Source organism: Rhodopila sp. (genome assembly GCF_965277825.1).
In the GTDB taxonomy this organism is placed as follows: domain Bacteria; phylum Pseudomonadota; class Alphaproteobacteria; order Acetobacterales; family Acetobacteraceae; genus Rhodopila.
The window spans coordinates 1935373-1949146 of sequence record NZ_OZ255846.1; the positions used below are offsets into that span (position 1 = coordinate 1935373).

Consider the following 13774-nt stretch of genomic DNA (forward strand, 5'->3'; position numbering starts at 1 on the left):
GAATTCTCCGGTTCTAGAGCTTTTAGTGATAGTCGGTGATCTCGACATCGTGGGCATCCCCGGACGCTTGAATGGCATCCGGCCCGACCGGCAGTGAAGTGTGGGGCGCCCATCTGAAGCAGAGTCGGTACTGTTGATTGATCCGGATGCTGTATTGTCCCCTGCGGTCGCCCCTCAGTGCTTCAAATCGGTTCGATGGTGGTGAGCGAAGGTCGGCCAACGTGGTGGCTGCCTGAAGCTTGGTCAGAGCCTTGGTTGCGGCCCCGCTGAAAGACTCGAATTCCTTGACGCGCCGTCCCGCAAGGAATTGCTCGGTTCGCTTATCCTTGCACCCGGTGATTGCCATGAAGAATTCCGCCCGAGATGGAGTATGGTATATACCACATACCATTTCAAGATCGGCTTAAGTCACGGTCCGCTCACTCGGTGCATGGGAAGCCAAGGAGCGGGGGACTCGCTGATCATGCGTCGGACCATTTTTGTCCCCAGTGGTCGGCGAATACCACATCCTGCAGCGAGGTTCTTCCGACCGGTCCGAACTTTCCCAACGGGTAGCCGATCGGCAGTATGGCGTAGGAGTGGGCGTCCTCGGGCAGTCCCATCGCGGTTTCGGTTTGCTTCTCGAACAGCAGATAGAGGGTTGTCAGGGTGGCACCGAGGCCGAGCGCGCGGGCTGTCAGCAGCATGTTTTGCACCGCCGGGTAGATCGAGGCGCCCGAGGTTCGGCTGTGCGTGCCGCCTTGCAGGCAGGGCACGATCCATACTGGCGCATCCTGAAGATGGTCGGCCAGGTGTTCGGCGGCCGCCAGCATGCGGTCGAACCGGTCGCGGGTGGATCCGGGTGCGGGGGCGCCGGCGCGGTATCGCGGTGCCACGGTTTCGTGCCAGGCGCGACGGTACCATTGTGCCACTTCGGTTTTGATCGATGAATCTCGGATCACCATGAAGCGCCAAGTCTGCATGTTGCCACCGTTGGCTGCCGCGATGCCGGCATCGAGGATCTGGCGGATCAGTTCGGCGGGCACCGGGTCCGGTTTCAGGCGGCGCATCGAGCGGGTGGTGCGGATGATCTCGAACAGGTCGGTGTTCATGGTGGGGCCTTGCTTATTGGCGCCGCTCGGTTTTTGCCGCGGCATCTGGTTGGATATCGAAATTAGGTCATTCCCAATCGCTGCGAGGCGATGCGCGCGCCGTCGGCCATTGATCGCAGCTTGGCCCAGACTACGTCCTCGGAGACGCGGCCGCGGCCGGCTGAGGTATCGAAGCCGCAATCGGTGCCGGCCAGCACGCGGGTCGGATCGCCGACCGCGCGGGCGGCCAGTTCGAGCCGGTCGGCGACCACCTCAGGGTGTTCGACGAAATTGGTCAGCGGATCGATCACTCCGGCCACCACCACTTGGCCGTCGGCGAGCGGCAGGTTCTTCAGGCAGCGGTATTCGTGGGCATGGCGGGGATTGGCGAACGGCAGCACCCAGCCGCCGACTTTTGCCCGGCTGATGGTGGGCAGGATGTCTTGCAGATCGACGTCGCAATCGTGGGGGGCTTCGTAGTTGCCCCAGCAGGCATGGATGCGGACGCGGTCGGGGGGGATGTCGGCCAGGGCCTGGTTGATGGCTTCCACCACGCGTTCGGCGAAGTCGATGAAATCGCCCAGCTTGCGGTCCTGGAATGAGACGTGCCTTTCCAGCGCAAGGTCGGGGGCATCGATCTGCAGCAGGAAGCCGGCGGCGACGATCGCCTGATACTCGATCCGCAAGGCTTGGCCGAGAGCGTGCAGATAGGCGTCCTCGGTGTCGTAGTGTTCGTTCATCATGGCGGCGGCGATGATTCCGGGCGAGGGTGCGGTCATGAACGGTTCGGCAAAGCGGCCCTCGACCTCGGACAGGGTGGCGCGGAATTCGTCGCACTCGGCCTTGATCAGGGCGGGGTCCAGATAGGTCACGGCGCCGATCGCCTTGGGCAGGGCGCCGCGGTTGCTGACCGAGCGGCGGGCGCCGTCCTGTTCGCTGGCCCAGGCCTGGTAGCCCGGGTATTTGACGACGTCAGCCATCGGGCGGCGATTCCAGGTGCCGCCGAAGCCGGTCATCCGGCGGCGCACGTAAAGGAAGAACGCCTCACGCTGCTGCTCGCCGTTGTTGCCGACGTCGATGCAAGCGGCGATCTGCTGGCGCACGACGTGGCGGGTGGCCAGCTTGCCGGCGGCATCGAGGGCCGCTTCGTCGATCGCCTCGCCGGCGGCGCGGCGCGCATAGAGCTCGGTCAGCGCGGGCGGGCGCGGCAGGCTGCCGGTATGGGTGGTCAGGATGCGATGTTGGCTGGTGAGCATCAGCCGGTGGCCTCCATAAAGCTGGTATAGCCGAACAGGCCTACGGCGCCGCCGGTGTGCAGGAAGACGACGGTCTCGTTCCTGGGGAGAACGCGCTTGCGGATCAGGTCGATCATCCCCGCCATTGCCTTGCCGGAGTAGACCGGGTCGAGCAGGATTCCTTCTTGCTGGGCTAGCATTTGCACCGCCTCTCGCATCGCTTCGGTGGGGATGCCGTAGCCGGCGCCGACGTAATCGCAGTTGGCGACCACGGCCTGGCGCGGCACGCCGGCGCCCATTCCGACATATTGGGCGGTCTCCTGGGCCAAGCGATGGACGTTTTCTTCCTGGCGGTCGCGCGGCAGGCGGACGCCGATGCCGAGCACGGGGACGTGGGCGTTGATTCCTTCAAGCCCGACGAGCAGGCCGGCATGGGTTCCGGCGCTGCCGGTGGCGGTGACGATGCGGTCGATCCGCAGGCCCATTTCGTCGGCCTGCTGCATCAGTTCCTGGGCGCAGGAGACGTAGCCGAGCGCGCCGACCTTGTTGGAACCACCGCCGGGGATGACGTAGACCTGCTCGCCGGCGGCACGCAGGGCGGCGCCCTTGGTCTCGGCCTCGGCGTTCATGTCGAGGCCGGCAGCGCGGTATTCGATGTGGCATCGGAACAGCTTGTCCAGCAGCACGTTGCCGCTGCCGAGGTAGTCGCGATCGTTGGTTTCGACCCGGTGTTCGAGCAGCGCGGTGCAGGTCATGCCGACTTTGCGTGCCACCGCGGCGGTTTGGCGGACGTGGTTGGACTGCACCGCTCCCTGGGTGACGACGTGGGTGGCGCCCTGCGCCTTGGCCTCACCGATCAGCCATTCCAGTTTGCGCACCTTGTTGCCGCCGGTGGCCACGACGGTGCAGTCGTCGCGCTTGATCCAGATCTCGGGGCCGTCGAGGGTTCGGGTCAGGTTGTCGAGTCGCTCCAGCGGGGTGGGCGCCGGGAACAGGCGAACCCGCGGAAATCGCGCGAGATGCATGGGCGTTCTCCTGAAGAATTGTTTTGTCTGGATATCAAATGTTTAATTTGGTGTATCCTGTCCCATCCGGCACCCCGGGGCCAGATATGCCAGGGTTTGGATGTGTTGGTCCGACGGCGGTCATTCGTCGTATCGGACAGATATAGAAGCGCAGACAGGAAGGGCGATCAGCCATGCACATCATCCGGCGACGCGGTTGGGAGGTGGCGGAGCGCGCGGTCACTCCAGAACATCTGGTGCTGCATCGCCGGTCATTGCTGGCCGGCGCGACGGCGATGACCATCCTGCCCGCGATGGGGGCTTCCGCCGATACCCCGGCGGTGCGCGACTATAAGCCCGGGCGGCCGCTGACCGAGGAGAAATACGCGACCACCTACAACAACTACTACGAATTCGGCGACAGCAAGGATATCTGGCGTGACGCCCAGGCGCTGAAGCAGCGGCCGTGGACGATCAAACTGGACGGCATGATGAAGCAGCCGCGCACCATCGATATCGACGACCTGCTGAAGCAGGTGTCGCTGGAGCAGCGGGTCTATCGTCACCGCTGCGTCGAGGCGTGGGCGATGACGGTGCCGTGGACCGGGTTTCCGCTCGCCGCGCTGCTGAAACTGGCTGAACCACTGGGTTCGGCGAAATACGTGGTGTTCGAGACCGCACAGGACAAAGTGATGTCCGGCCTAGATACGCCACTTTATCCCTGGCCGTATGTCGAGGGGGTGACGATCGACGAAGCCGGCAATGACTTGGCGTTCATCTCCACCGGGATGTATGGCAAACCGCTGCCGCCGCAGAACGGCGGCCCGATCCGGCTGACACTGCCGTGGAAATACGGCTTCAAATCGGGCAAGGCGATCGTGAAGATCAGCTTCACCGACAAGCGTCCGATGACCTTCTGGGAGGCCCTGGGGCCATCGGAGTATGGTTTCTGGGCGAATGTGAACCCGGCGGTTCCGCATCCGCGGTGGAGCCAGGCGACGGAACGGCTGCTGGGCAGCGACGAAAGAGTCCCAACACAGATTTTTAATGGCTATGCTGAACAGGTCGCCGCGTTATACGCTGACCGCAAGACAGAGAAGCTATTCATGTGATTGCCCAACGCGTCCTGGCCGTGATGTCCGCCATTTTCCTGGTCGCCGCCGTCGCCATTGCGACGTTCGGGCCGGAAAGCATATCGCTGGGGCAGGCGCTTTATCTGCTGGATCATGACGTGCTGGACAAACTGCCTGCCTGGTCGACCCGGACCCTGGGAACCTGGATGTGGACGGCGGTGATCCAGCCGTTGCTGGTGCGGCCGGCGTGGCTGGTCCCGGCTTCGGCGGGGATCGTTTGCATTGGGCTGTCGATGTCGTTCGCCTACCGCAAGACGTCGCACCGGTCGCATCGGCGAAGCTGACTGGGTCGGCGTCGGACCGGGGGGCGGCTTTTGCGACGGCCGGTGATCAAAATAAGGCGATTGGGCGCGGCGGGTTTGCGATTGGCCCACGTACCGGACGCGGTCGGATCAGCGGGGGTTTTGCAATGGCGCGTTTGAAGACCGACCCAGCTCATTTTGAAGTCGTCAAGAACGCGCTGTATTCGGCGGCCGAGGAGATGAAGATCGTCCTGGCGAAGACCGCCTATTCGCCGCTGCTGAAGGTGGCGGGGGATTACTCTTGCGGCATTTTCGACGTTGACGGGAACATGGTCGCCCAAGGGCCGGACCTGCCGATCCATTTGGGGTCGATGCCGGATGCGGTGCGCGCGGTGGTGCGGGCGTTCGGCGACGTGGTGCCGGGGGACGTGTTCATCCACAACGATCCTTATGACGGGGGATCGCATCTGCCGGATGTGAACGTTGTGGCGCCGGCGTTCCATCAGGGCCGCTTGCTGGGGTTCGGCTGCGTCCGAGCGCACTGGCCGGATATCGGCAGTGCGACGCCGGGCAGCTATGGCGCGGTCACCGAGATCTATGGCGAGGGACTGCGCCTGCCGCCGGTGCGGCTTTATCGGGATGGCCGGCCGGACCCGGCGGTCGAGGCGATCATCCTGGCCAATGTGCGCACTCCGGCGGAGCGGCTGGGCGATCTGCGGGCGCAGGTGGCGGCGAACTATCGGGCGGCGCAGCGGCTTGGGGAGCTGGCGGCGAAGTATGGCACCGACTCGCTGTTGGACATCATGCAGGAGGTGCTGGATTACTCGGAGACGATGATGCGGGCGGCGCTGCGGGCGCTGCCTGACGGCGAGGCCGAATTCACCGATGTGTTCGATGGTGACGGGGTGATCGGGCCGGGAGAGACCGAGGACGAGACGTTCAAAGTTCACATCAAGCTGGTGAAGCGCGGCGATACCATCACCGCTGACTTTACTGGGTCGGATGACGCGGTCGCTGGGCCGATGAACGCGCCGCTGACGGTGACCGCGTCGGGGGTATTCTGCGCGCTGAAGATGATCGCCGACCCGAACAGCCTGATCCCGCCGAACTCCGGTTGCTGGCGGCCGGTGACGGTGACCGCGCCGCCGGGATCGGTGGTGAATGCGCAGCATCCGTCGCCGGTGGTGTATGCCAATCACGAGATCTCGCACCGGGTGGCGGACATGGTGATGGCGGCGTTGTTCGCGATCACGCCGGGTTCGGTGATGGCAGGGTCGCAGGGGACTTCGGCGGTGATCACGTTTGGCGGGGTGGATTATCGCAACGGCGATCGTTTCGTCAGTTACGAGTCGGTCAAGGGAGGGTTTGGGGCTCGGCCGGTCAAGGATGGCATCAACGCGGTGGCGAGCACCGTGTCCAACATGAGCAACACGCCGATCGAGATTCTGGAGATGAGTTTTCCGTTGCGGGTGGAAGAGTATTCGCTGGTGCCGGACAGCGGCGGGGCCGGCACCTATCGCGGTGGGCTGGGGGTGCGGCGGGTGTGGCGGGTGCTGGAGAACCAGGCGCATGCCGCGGTTTGCTGCGAGCGGACGGTGACGGCTCCGTTCGGGTTGGACGGTGGATTGGCTGGGGCGGCGGCGCGGCTGGAACTGATCGCGCCGCGGTCGAATGCGCGCCGGTTGACCAGCAAGGGCGGGTTCCTGGCGCCGGCCGGGTCGCTGGTGGTGATGCAGGCGCCAGGGTCTGGTGGATACGGACCGCCTTCAGGACGCGACCGGGCCGCTCTTTGCGAAGATCTGCTGGACGGTTACGTTACCGCGGCTGAAGCTCGCCGGGCGTACGGCGTCGAACCGCCCTGAGACAACGTGATGCCGGGACAACCCGCCTGGCCTAGACAACGCAAGGAACATGTCATGTCGCAATCGCTGCCGCTCGTGCCACAGAAGGGGTCCTATAAGGTCGAGGTCGAAGCAGGAAAGTCCTATTGGTGGTGCGCCTGCGGCCAAAGCAGCACGCAGCCGTTTTGCGACGGCAAGCATAAGGGTTCGGGCTTTGCCCCGATCAAGTTCGAGGCGGACGAGAGCCGGGTGGTATCGTTCTGCGGCTGCAAGGGAAGCGGCAAGGCGCCGCTTTGCGATGGGTCGCACAAGAATATCCCATAGGGAGCCAGCTTCCTTTTCTCGGACAGATCCGCCATGCTTTGTTGCCTATACAATGGAGGTGACAGGTGACCCGATCGGAATTGACCGAGAAGATCCTTGATATCAAGCGGGAGAAAGACTGGAGCTGGAAGTATATCTGCGAGCAGATCGGCGGAATGTCGGAAATACTTGTCGTCGGCGCGCTGCTTGGGCAGATGAAGCTGGTCAAGCCGCTGGCACGCAAGGCCGCTTCATTGTTCGGGCTGAGCGCGGCTGAGCAGCGGATGTTGAACGAAGTGCCGTACCGCGGAACGGCAATGCCTCCGACCGATCCGTTGCTTTACCGGTTCTATGAGCTGGTGATGGTGAATGGGCCGGCCTGGAAGGCGCTGATCGAGGAGGAGTTCGGCGACGGCATCATGTCGGCGATCGACTTCGATGTGGCGATCGATCGAGAGGCCCATCCGAAAGGTGACCGGGTGAAGATCACGATGTCGGGGAAGTTCCTGCCGTTCAAGTATTACGGCAATGAGCAGGGGGTTCCGGAGACGGGGGTGCGGGAGGAGTAAGCGCATGTTCCGCGTTGCGGATCGACCCTCGCGCAGGTCATGACGCGTGCTTAGTCTGACAGCGGCCAGCCTCGTCGTTGGTAGGCGCCGTCCCAAAACAGGTACTCGTATTGGGTGGAGCGGGTGAAGGCGGTCATCATTCGGGCGCGCAGGACGTCGGTCGAGGCGGCGGCGGCTGAATCGGTCGCTGCGATGACGGCGCGGACGGCGTCGCCGAACGCGGTGTCGGAATAGGTGTCGATCCAGGCTCGATACTTGTTGTCCGGGGCGGCGGTTCGGGCGATCGCGTTGCCGACGTCCCAGTAGATCCAAAAGCAGGGCAGCAGCGCCGCCATCAGCACTTCCCATGGTTCGTGGTGGGCGGTGGCGAGCAGGAAGCTGGTGTAGTTCAGGCAGTCCGGTGACGGTTGGACGGGTGACGGTTCGGGCGGTGTCGGATCGGCGGCGAAATGGGTCAGGTATTGGGCGTGCAGTGCCTGCTCGACCGCCACGGCTTGCAGCGCGCATTCGCCGAACAGGCGCAAGGTCGCGCCGTCCGGTCCCTTGGCGCCGGCGATCACCAGGATGCGGGCGTATTGGTCGAGATAGAGCGCATCCTGGGTGATGTAGAACCGGAACCTGGCGGGTTCGAGGGTGCCGGCGGCGAGTTCGCGGTTGAACGGCAGGGCGTGGATCGCGGCGCGCAGTGCGGTGTTGTTTTGCCAAGCGTGGTCGCAGAAACTGGTCATGCAATACTCTTGGAGGCCATTTCGAAGGTGTTGCGAGACAGGCCGGGCAGATCGAGAATCCGTTGCAGTTCAGCCTGCATCAGAGTTTGGCGCGCGGTGTCGAAGCGGCGCCATTGACCCAGCGGCGAGACCATGCGGGCAGCGACCTGGCTGTTGGTTGGGTCAAGCTGAACGATGGTGTCGGCGTACAAACTGTAACCGGCGCCGGACCGATCATGGAAGCGAACCTGATTGGCGCCGAAACTGCTGACCAGTGCTCGGATTCGGTTGGGATTGCGCAGGTCGAAATCGGGGTGGTTTTTGAGCTCTTGCACCGACTGGGCGGTGGCGGGCAGCGGTGACAGCGCCTGGATCGCGAACCATTTGTCGAGCACCAGCGGATCGCCTCGCCAGGCCTGATAGAACGCGTCCAGGGCCTGCACGCGCTGCAGGCAATCCTCACCCGACAGGATCGCCAGCGCGGTCAGCACGTCGGTCATGTTGCCGCCGGCATCGAACTGCGCCTTGGCGAGTGGCACTGCCTGGGCGTCGCCGCCGGCGACCAGATAGCTGAGGCAGGCATTGCGCAGCGAGCGCCGGCCGATCGCTGCGCCGTCCATGGTGTATCCACCACTGTCGGTCAGTTTGTCATACAAAGCACGCAGCGGGCGGCTGAGCGCCTGGCCGATCGCGGCGCGGGCGGCATCGCGCGCGGTGTGGATCGCATCGACGTCGACGATGGCCATCTTGTCGGCGAGCGAGGCTTCGCCGGGAAGCGCCAAGGCCTCGGCGGCGAACGCCGCTTCCTGGTCCAGGATGGACGCCATCGCCTCGATCAGCGCGGGGTCCGTGACCGGTTCGCGTCCGGCCTGGATGGCGGCGACCATGTCGAGCAGCACCGAGGCTGCGAATTGCTGGCCGGATTCCCAGCGCACGAACGGGTCGCTGTCGTGAGCGGCGAGGAAGCGCAGGCGATCGGGGGTAAGGCCGGACAGCTTCACCGGGGCGGAGAAATCGCGCAGCAGCGATGGCACCGGGGGGCTGGCGACGTCGGTGAACTCGAAACTGTTTTCCGTTTGGGTGGCGAGCAGGATGCGGGTGCCGGCGACGGGTTCGGGGTCGCCTTGCAGGCTTGTAGTGAGTTGTTGGCCGTTGCCATCGAGCAGGCCCATCGCAACCGGAATGACCTGGGGGGACTTGTCCGGCTGGCCGGGGGTGGGTTTCGTGGTCTGGCGGATCGTCAGGGTGTAGCGTTTTGTTGCGGTGTCATAAGAATCCTCGACCGAGATTTCCGGTGTGCCGGCTTGATGATACCACAATTTGAAGTCTTGCAGATCGACGCCGGATGCGTCCTGCATGGCCTGCACGAAATCGTCGATGGTCACGGCTTGATTGTCGTGGCGGGCGAAATAGAGGTCCATGCCGCGGCGGAAGGCGGGACGGCCGATGATGGTGGCCATCATGCGGATCACCTCGGCGCCCTTGTTGTAGACGGTGGCGGTGTAGAAGTTGTCGATCGCCATGTAGCTTGCCGGTTGCACCGGGTGGGCGAGCGGGCCGGCGTCCTCGCGGAATTGCGCCGCGCGCAGGCCGCGAACGTCGCCGATCCGCTTTACGGACCGGCTGCCCTGGTCGGCGGAGAATTCCTGATCGCGATAGACGGTGAGGCCTTCCTTTAGCGACAGTTGAAACCAATCGCGGCAGGTGACGCGGTTGCCGGTCCAGTTGTGGAAATACTCGTGCGCGATGACGGTCTCGATGCCCTGGTAGTCGGTGTCGGTCGCGGTCTCGGGCCGGGCGAGGACGTATTTGGTGTTGAAGACATTCAGGCCCTTGTTCTCCATCGCGCCCATGTTGAAGTCGGACACCGCGGCGATGTTGAACACGTCGAGGTCGTATTCCAGGCCGAACACGTCCTCGTCCCACCTCATCGAGGTTTTTAGCGAGTGCATGGCATGGGCGCAGCGGTCTTCGTCGCCGCGGCGGACGTAGACGCCGAGCTCGACGGGGCGGCCGGAGCGGGTGGTGAAATGGTCCTTGACAGAAACGAGATCGCCGGCGACCAGGGCGAACAGATAGCATGGTTTTGGATGCGGATCGGTCCAGGTGACGGAACGGCGGTGGTCGCCGAGGTCGGAGATCGGGCCGGGGTTGCCGTTGGACAGCATCACCGGGCAGGCGCTGATGATCGTCGTGGTGTAGCGCGACATCACATCAGGGCGGTCGGGGAAGTAGGTGATGCGGCGGAAGCCCTGAGCCTCGCACTGAGTGAAGTAGTTGCCGCCGGAGACGTAGAGGCCACTGAGTTCGCTGTTGTCCGCGGGGGCGATGCGGGTCTCGATTTGCAGCGTGCAGGCGTCGGGCATGTCGGGGATGACCAGGCCGGACTTGACGATGTGGTAGTCGGCCTCCGTCAGGGGTGTGCCGTCGCGGGCGAGGCGCAGCAGGGTCAACGCCTCGCCGTCCAGATGCAGGGCGGCGTCGATGGGGGCGGCGGGGTTGCGGCGCAGGCTGAGGCTGGCGACGACGGTGGTGGCGGCTTCGTCGAGGTCGAAGCGCAGGTCCACGGTGTCGATCAGGAACGGTGGCGGCGTGTAGTCGGCCAGCCGGATTTCCTGCGGGGCGACATCGGTGGCGATGGCATCTGCGGGCATGGGTTCTCCGGCTAACGGTTTAGCGGGGCTGACAGTTTGGCGGGCTTACGGTTTGGCTTGGCTGACGGTCTAGTAGGGACATGGCGACGCTAGCGGTTTCGGCCGGCCTCGGCGAGGACCTCTTTTGCCAGCGGCAGCATGGCGTAGTCGACCATGGCGCCCTGGTAGCTGACGGCGCCGAGGCCGGCTTTTTCCGCCGCCTCGAACGCAAGCAGCAAACCCTTGAAGTAGGCGACTTCCTCAGGCGTGGGCCGATAGACCGCGTTGGCGACGGCGACGTGGGACGGATGCATCACGGCGACGCCGGAATAGCCGATGTCGCGGGCCTTGCGGATCAGCCGTTCCACCGCGGCGAGGTCGTCCTGTGGCGTGCCGAAGATGCCGGCGATCGGATACATCGCGCCGCCGGCCCGGCTGTCGAGCACCAGTTTCGATGCCAGATACAGTTGTTCCTCGCCGCCGCCGGTGGCTCGGAAACCGAAGGCGCGGGCGAAGTCGCCGGACACCGGGCCGCTGAGCGCGCCGTGGATGCCGCGCACCCTGGGGCTGGCGTTCGCCAGGTGATAGGCGTGGTACATGCCCTGGGCGGTTTCCGGCAGCGGCAGGATACCGACGCTGGCGTGGGCGATGCCGGCGCGGCCTTCGGCGTAGCTGAGCAGGTCGTGCAAGCGGCGGACTTCCTCGGCGCTGGCGACTTTCGGCGGCACGATGGCGGTGAGGCCCTGGGTGACGGCGGCTTCGACCTCGACTGCGGTGCCGTCGTGCAGCGGCTGGATGCGGACGAAGGCAGCGACGTCGGCGTCACGCAGTTCGTGGATTTCGCTCTTCAGTTGTTCCATCGCCTGCGGCTTGAATTGCGGCGGGACGGAGTCCTCGATGTCGAGGATCACCGCGCCGGGGGAGACGCGGATGGCTTTGGCTACCCAGTCGCGGCGATGGGCGGGCACGAACAGCGCGGATCGGATGGGCCACATGGGCGGGTCTCCTGGCACGAATGGGGAAGTTTGCGGCGAGGCGGGGCATGGTGCAATCGTGGCGGCGGAGGTTCCGTTGCATGCCCTATCCCAGTCATTTGCTGCCGACCACGGTCGTCGGCAGCTATCCGCAGCCGGACTGGCTGGTGGATCGCGCGGCGCTGCATCGGCACGGGGTGCCGCGGGCACATGCGCGCGACGTGTGGCGGGTGGCGGGCGAGTGGCTGGAGCAGGCGCAGGATGACGCGACGATCCTGGCGATCAGCGACATGGAGCGGGCCGGGATCGACATCGTCAGTGACGGCGAGATCAGGCGGGAAAGCTACTCCAACCGATTTGCGCTGGCGCTGGATGGCATCGACGCGGAGACGCCGGGTGAGTTGCGATCCGCTGCCGGTCGGGTGACCAAGGTGCCGCGGGTGGTGGGGCCGATCCGCCGCGTGGCGGGGGTGGAGACGCGGGATGCGGCGTTCCTGCGGGCGAACGCGGCGGGGGCAACGAAGCTGACCTTGCCGGGGCCGTTCACGCTTTCTCGGCAGGTGCAGGACGATTTCTATCGGGACGAGGAAGCACTGGCGATGGACTACGCCGTCGCGGTGAACGCGGAGCTGCGGGCGCTGAAGGCGGCCGACATCGATGTGGTGCAACTGGACGAGCCGTGGGTGCGGACGGCGCCGGAGCAGGCGGTGCGCTACGGCGTCAAGGCGATCAACCGAGCGCTGGAGGGGATCGAGGGGCCGACGGTGGTGCATCTGTGTTTCGGCTATGCCGCGGTGGTGGCGGAGAAGCCCAGCGGATATGGGTTCCTGGCGGAATTGGGCGATACGATTGCCGGGCAGATCTCGATCGAGGCGGCGCAGCCCAGGCTGGATCTCGGCGTGCTGCGGGAGCTGGCCGGCAAGACGATCATGCTCGGGGTGCTGGACCTGAACGATCCGCGGGTCGAGGCGGTGGAGGTGGTGGCGGATCGGATCAGGGATGGCTTGCGCTATGTCGCGGCCGACAAGCTGGTCGCGGCGCCGGATTGCGGGATGAAGTATCTGCCGCGGCAGACCGCGTTCGGCAAGCTGCGCACGATGGCGGAGGCGGCGGCGATGGTGCGGCGTGAATTGGCCGGGTCGGCCGCCGGTTGCTGATCCCGATTTAGTTCTGTTCAGTTTGATAGGGCGATCGTCTGAGGTTGGTTCAACCTCAGACGATCGCACTTTAGGCGCGGCGCAACCGACGGCGGGGTTCGACTAATCGGCGGCTTGTTTGAAGTCCTCGGCGTAGCGCGTCAGGGCGCCTGCATCGGTCGGCACGATCGGGGCGAAGTCGGTGTGCGCGATCCACTCCGCGCGGGTCGGCTTGCGGATGTAGTTGGAGACGGCGTTCAGGGTCAGATAGACGATCTTGCGCGGATAGGGCGTGATGTTGCCGGCCGAACCGTGCACCAGGTTGCCGTGGAACAGCAGCAGGCCGCCGGGTTTGCCGGTGGGGGCGACGATGCCGCCTTTCGCCACCAGATCGGTGACGGTCTGCTCATCGAGGGTCCATAACGGGTAGGACGTGGTGCTGGTGTCGTGTGCGGCGGTCAGCACGCCCTGGGTGTGGCTGCGCGGGACCAGCATCAGCGGGCCGTTGATCGGCATTACCTCGTCGAGGAAGACGGCAATGTTCATGGCGCGGGGTTCGGGCATGCCGTCGTCGCGTGCCCAGGTGCCGTAATCCTGGTGCCACTGCCAGACGTCGCCGGTGAACGAGGCTTTGGCGTTGATCTTGTATTGGTGCATGTAGACCTGTTCGCCGAACAGTTGTTCGACCGGGCCGATCATGCGCGGATGGCGGGCGAGTAGCCCGTGCGCCGGGTTGTAGAGGTGCGCGGCGAAGGCGGTGCGCGGGGCGCCGGATTTCTCGCGCCAGACTTCCGGACGCTGCTGGCGGTAGATCTGTTCGGCCTCGGATTTGAGGATGGCGACCTCGGCCAGGGAGAAGGTCTCCGGCAGGAACAGGTAGCCTTCGTCGTGGAACTGGTGGGTCTGGGCTTCGGTCAGCATTGGGGT

General features: G+C 65.0%; 14 protein-coding genes. 6 read left to right on the forward strand and 8 right to left on the reverse strand.

The window, feature by feature from the left end:
* Positions 1 to 22: 22 nt before the first annotated feature.
* The 4 genes from ACQY4T_RS09730 to ACQY4T_RS09745 all read right to left on the reverse strand — a co-directional run bounded on the left by ACQY4T_RS09730 (position 23) and on the right by ACQY4T_RS09745 (position 3330).
* Positions 23 to 346 carry a type II toxin-antitoxin system RelE/ParE family toxin gene (locus ACQY4T_RS09730; protein ID WP_428540806.1) on the reverse strand — a complete coding sequence of 108 codons (324 nt, stop codon included), beginning with the start codon at positions 344 to 346 and terminating at the stop codon, positions 23 to 25.
* A gap of 115 nt (positions 347 to 461) precedes the next feature.
* Positions 462 to 1091: a nitroreductase family protein gene (locus tag ACQY4T_RS09735; protein ID WP_428540809.1), complete on the reverse strand. Its 630-nt coding sequence runs from the start codon at positions 1089 to 1091 to the stop codon at positions 462 to 464.
* A 62-nt stretch (positions 1092 to 1153) separates the two neighbouring features.
* Positions 1154 to 2326 (reverse strand): cobalamin-independent methionine synthase II family protein, encoded by a 1173-nt coding sequence (locus ACQY4T_RS09740; protein ID WP_428540812.1) that lies wholly within the window; start codon positions 2324 to 2326, stop codon positions 1154 to 1156.
* A complete protein-coding gene (locus ACQY4T_RS09745; RefSeq protein WP_428540815.1) occupies positions 2326 to 3330 on the reverse strand; it encodes a D-cysteine desulfhydrase in 1005 nt (334 codons plus the stop codon). Before ACQY4T_RS09745 ends, ACQY4T_RS09740 begins: the two co-directional genes overlap by 1 nt.
* A 173-nt stretch (positions 3331 to 3503) precedes the next feature.
* On the opposite strand from ACQY4T_RS09745, the gene msrP reads away from it, so the two are divergent.
* The 5 genes from msrP to cynS all read left to right on the forward strand — a co-directional run bounded on the left by msrP (position 3504) and on the right by cynS (position 7397).
* Positions 3504 to 4421, forward strand: a complete 918-nt coding sequence (msrP, locus tag ACQY4T_RS09750; protein WP_428540818.1) for a protein-methionine-sulfoxide reductase catalytic subunit MsrP — start codon at positions 3504 to 3506, stop codon at positions 4419 to 4421.
* A 23-nt stretch (positions 4422 to 4444) separates the two neighbouring features.
* On the forward strand, positions 4445 to 4726 hold the full coding sequence (locus ACQY4T_RS09755; protein WP_428540821.1) for a hypothetical protein: 282 nt from the start codon (positions 4445 to 4447) through the stop codon (positions 4724 to 4726).
* Between the two features lie 125 nt (positions 4727 to 4851).
* Positions 4852 to 6546, forward strand: coding sequence for a hydantoinase B/oxoprolinase family protein (locus ACQY4T_RS09760; RefSeq protein ID WP_428540824.1), 1695 nt, complete (start codon positions 4852 to 4854; stop codon positions 6544 to 6546).
* A gap of 54 nt (positions 6547 to 6600) precedes the next feature.
* Entirely contained in the window at positions 6601 to 6849 is a 249-nt protein-coding gene (locus ACQY4T_RS09765) for a CDGSH iron-sulfur domain-containing protein (protein WP_428540827.1), read from the forward strand.
* 65 nt (positions 6850 to 6914) lie between these two features.
* A complete protein-coding gene (gene cynS, locus ACQY4T_RS09770) occupies positions 6915 to 7397 on the forward strand; it encodes a cyanase (protein WP_428540830.1) in 483 nt (160 codons plus the stop codon).
* Between the two features lie 50 nt (positions 7398 to 7447).
* Here cynS and ACQY4T_RS09775 read toward each other — a convergent pair whose 3' ends face one another.
* The 3 genes from ACQY4T_RS09775 to ACQY4T_RS09785 form a co-directional block, all read right to left on the reverse strand.
* On the reverse strand, positions 7448 to 8125 hold the full coding sequence (locus tag ACQY4T_RS09775; protein ID WP_428540833.1) for a TenA family protein: 678 nt from the start codon (positions 8123 to 8125) through the stop codon (positions 7448 to 7450).
* On the reverse strand, positions 8122 to 10758 hold the full coding sequence (gene pepN, locus ACQY4T_RS09780; RefSeq protein ID WP_428540836.1) for an aminopeptidase N: 2637 nt from the start codon (positions 10756 to 10758) through the stop codon (positions 8122 to 8124). Before pepN ends, ACQY4T_RS09775 begins: the two co-directional genes overlap by 4 nt.
* An 89-nt stretch (positions 10759 to 10847) precedes the next feature.
* Positions 10848 to 11732, reverse strand: a complete 885-nt coding sequence (locus tag ACQY4T_RS09785) for an HpcH/HpaI aldolase/citrate lyase family protein (RefSeq protein WP_428540839.1) — start codon at positions 11730 to 11732, stop codon at positions 10848 to 10850.
* An 80-nt stretch (positions 11733 to 11812) separates the two neighbouring features.
* On the opposite strand from ACQY4T_RS09785, the gene ACQY4T_RS09790 reads away from it, so the two are divergent.
* Entirely contained in the window at positions 11813 to 12868 is a 1056-nt protein-coding gene (locus tag ACQY4T_RS09790) for a 5-methyltetrahydropteroyltriglutamate--homocysteine methyltransferase (RefSeq protein ID WP_428540842.1), read from the forward strand.
* A 102-nt stretch (positions 12869 to 12970) separates the two neighbouring features.
* On the opposite strand, the gene ACQY4T_RS09795 is transcribed toward ACQY4T_RS09790, so the two are convergent.
* Positions 12971 to 13768: a phytanoyl-CoA dioxygenase family protein gene (locus ACQY4T_RS09795; protein WP_428540845.1), complete on the reverse strand. Its 798-nt coding sequence runs from the start codon at positions 13766 to 13768 to the stop codon at positions 12971 to 12973.
* Positions 13769 to 13774: the final 6 nt, after the last annotated feature.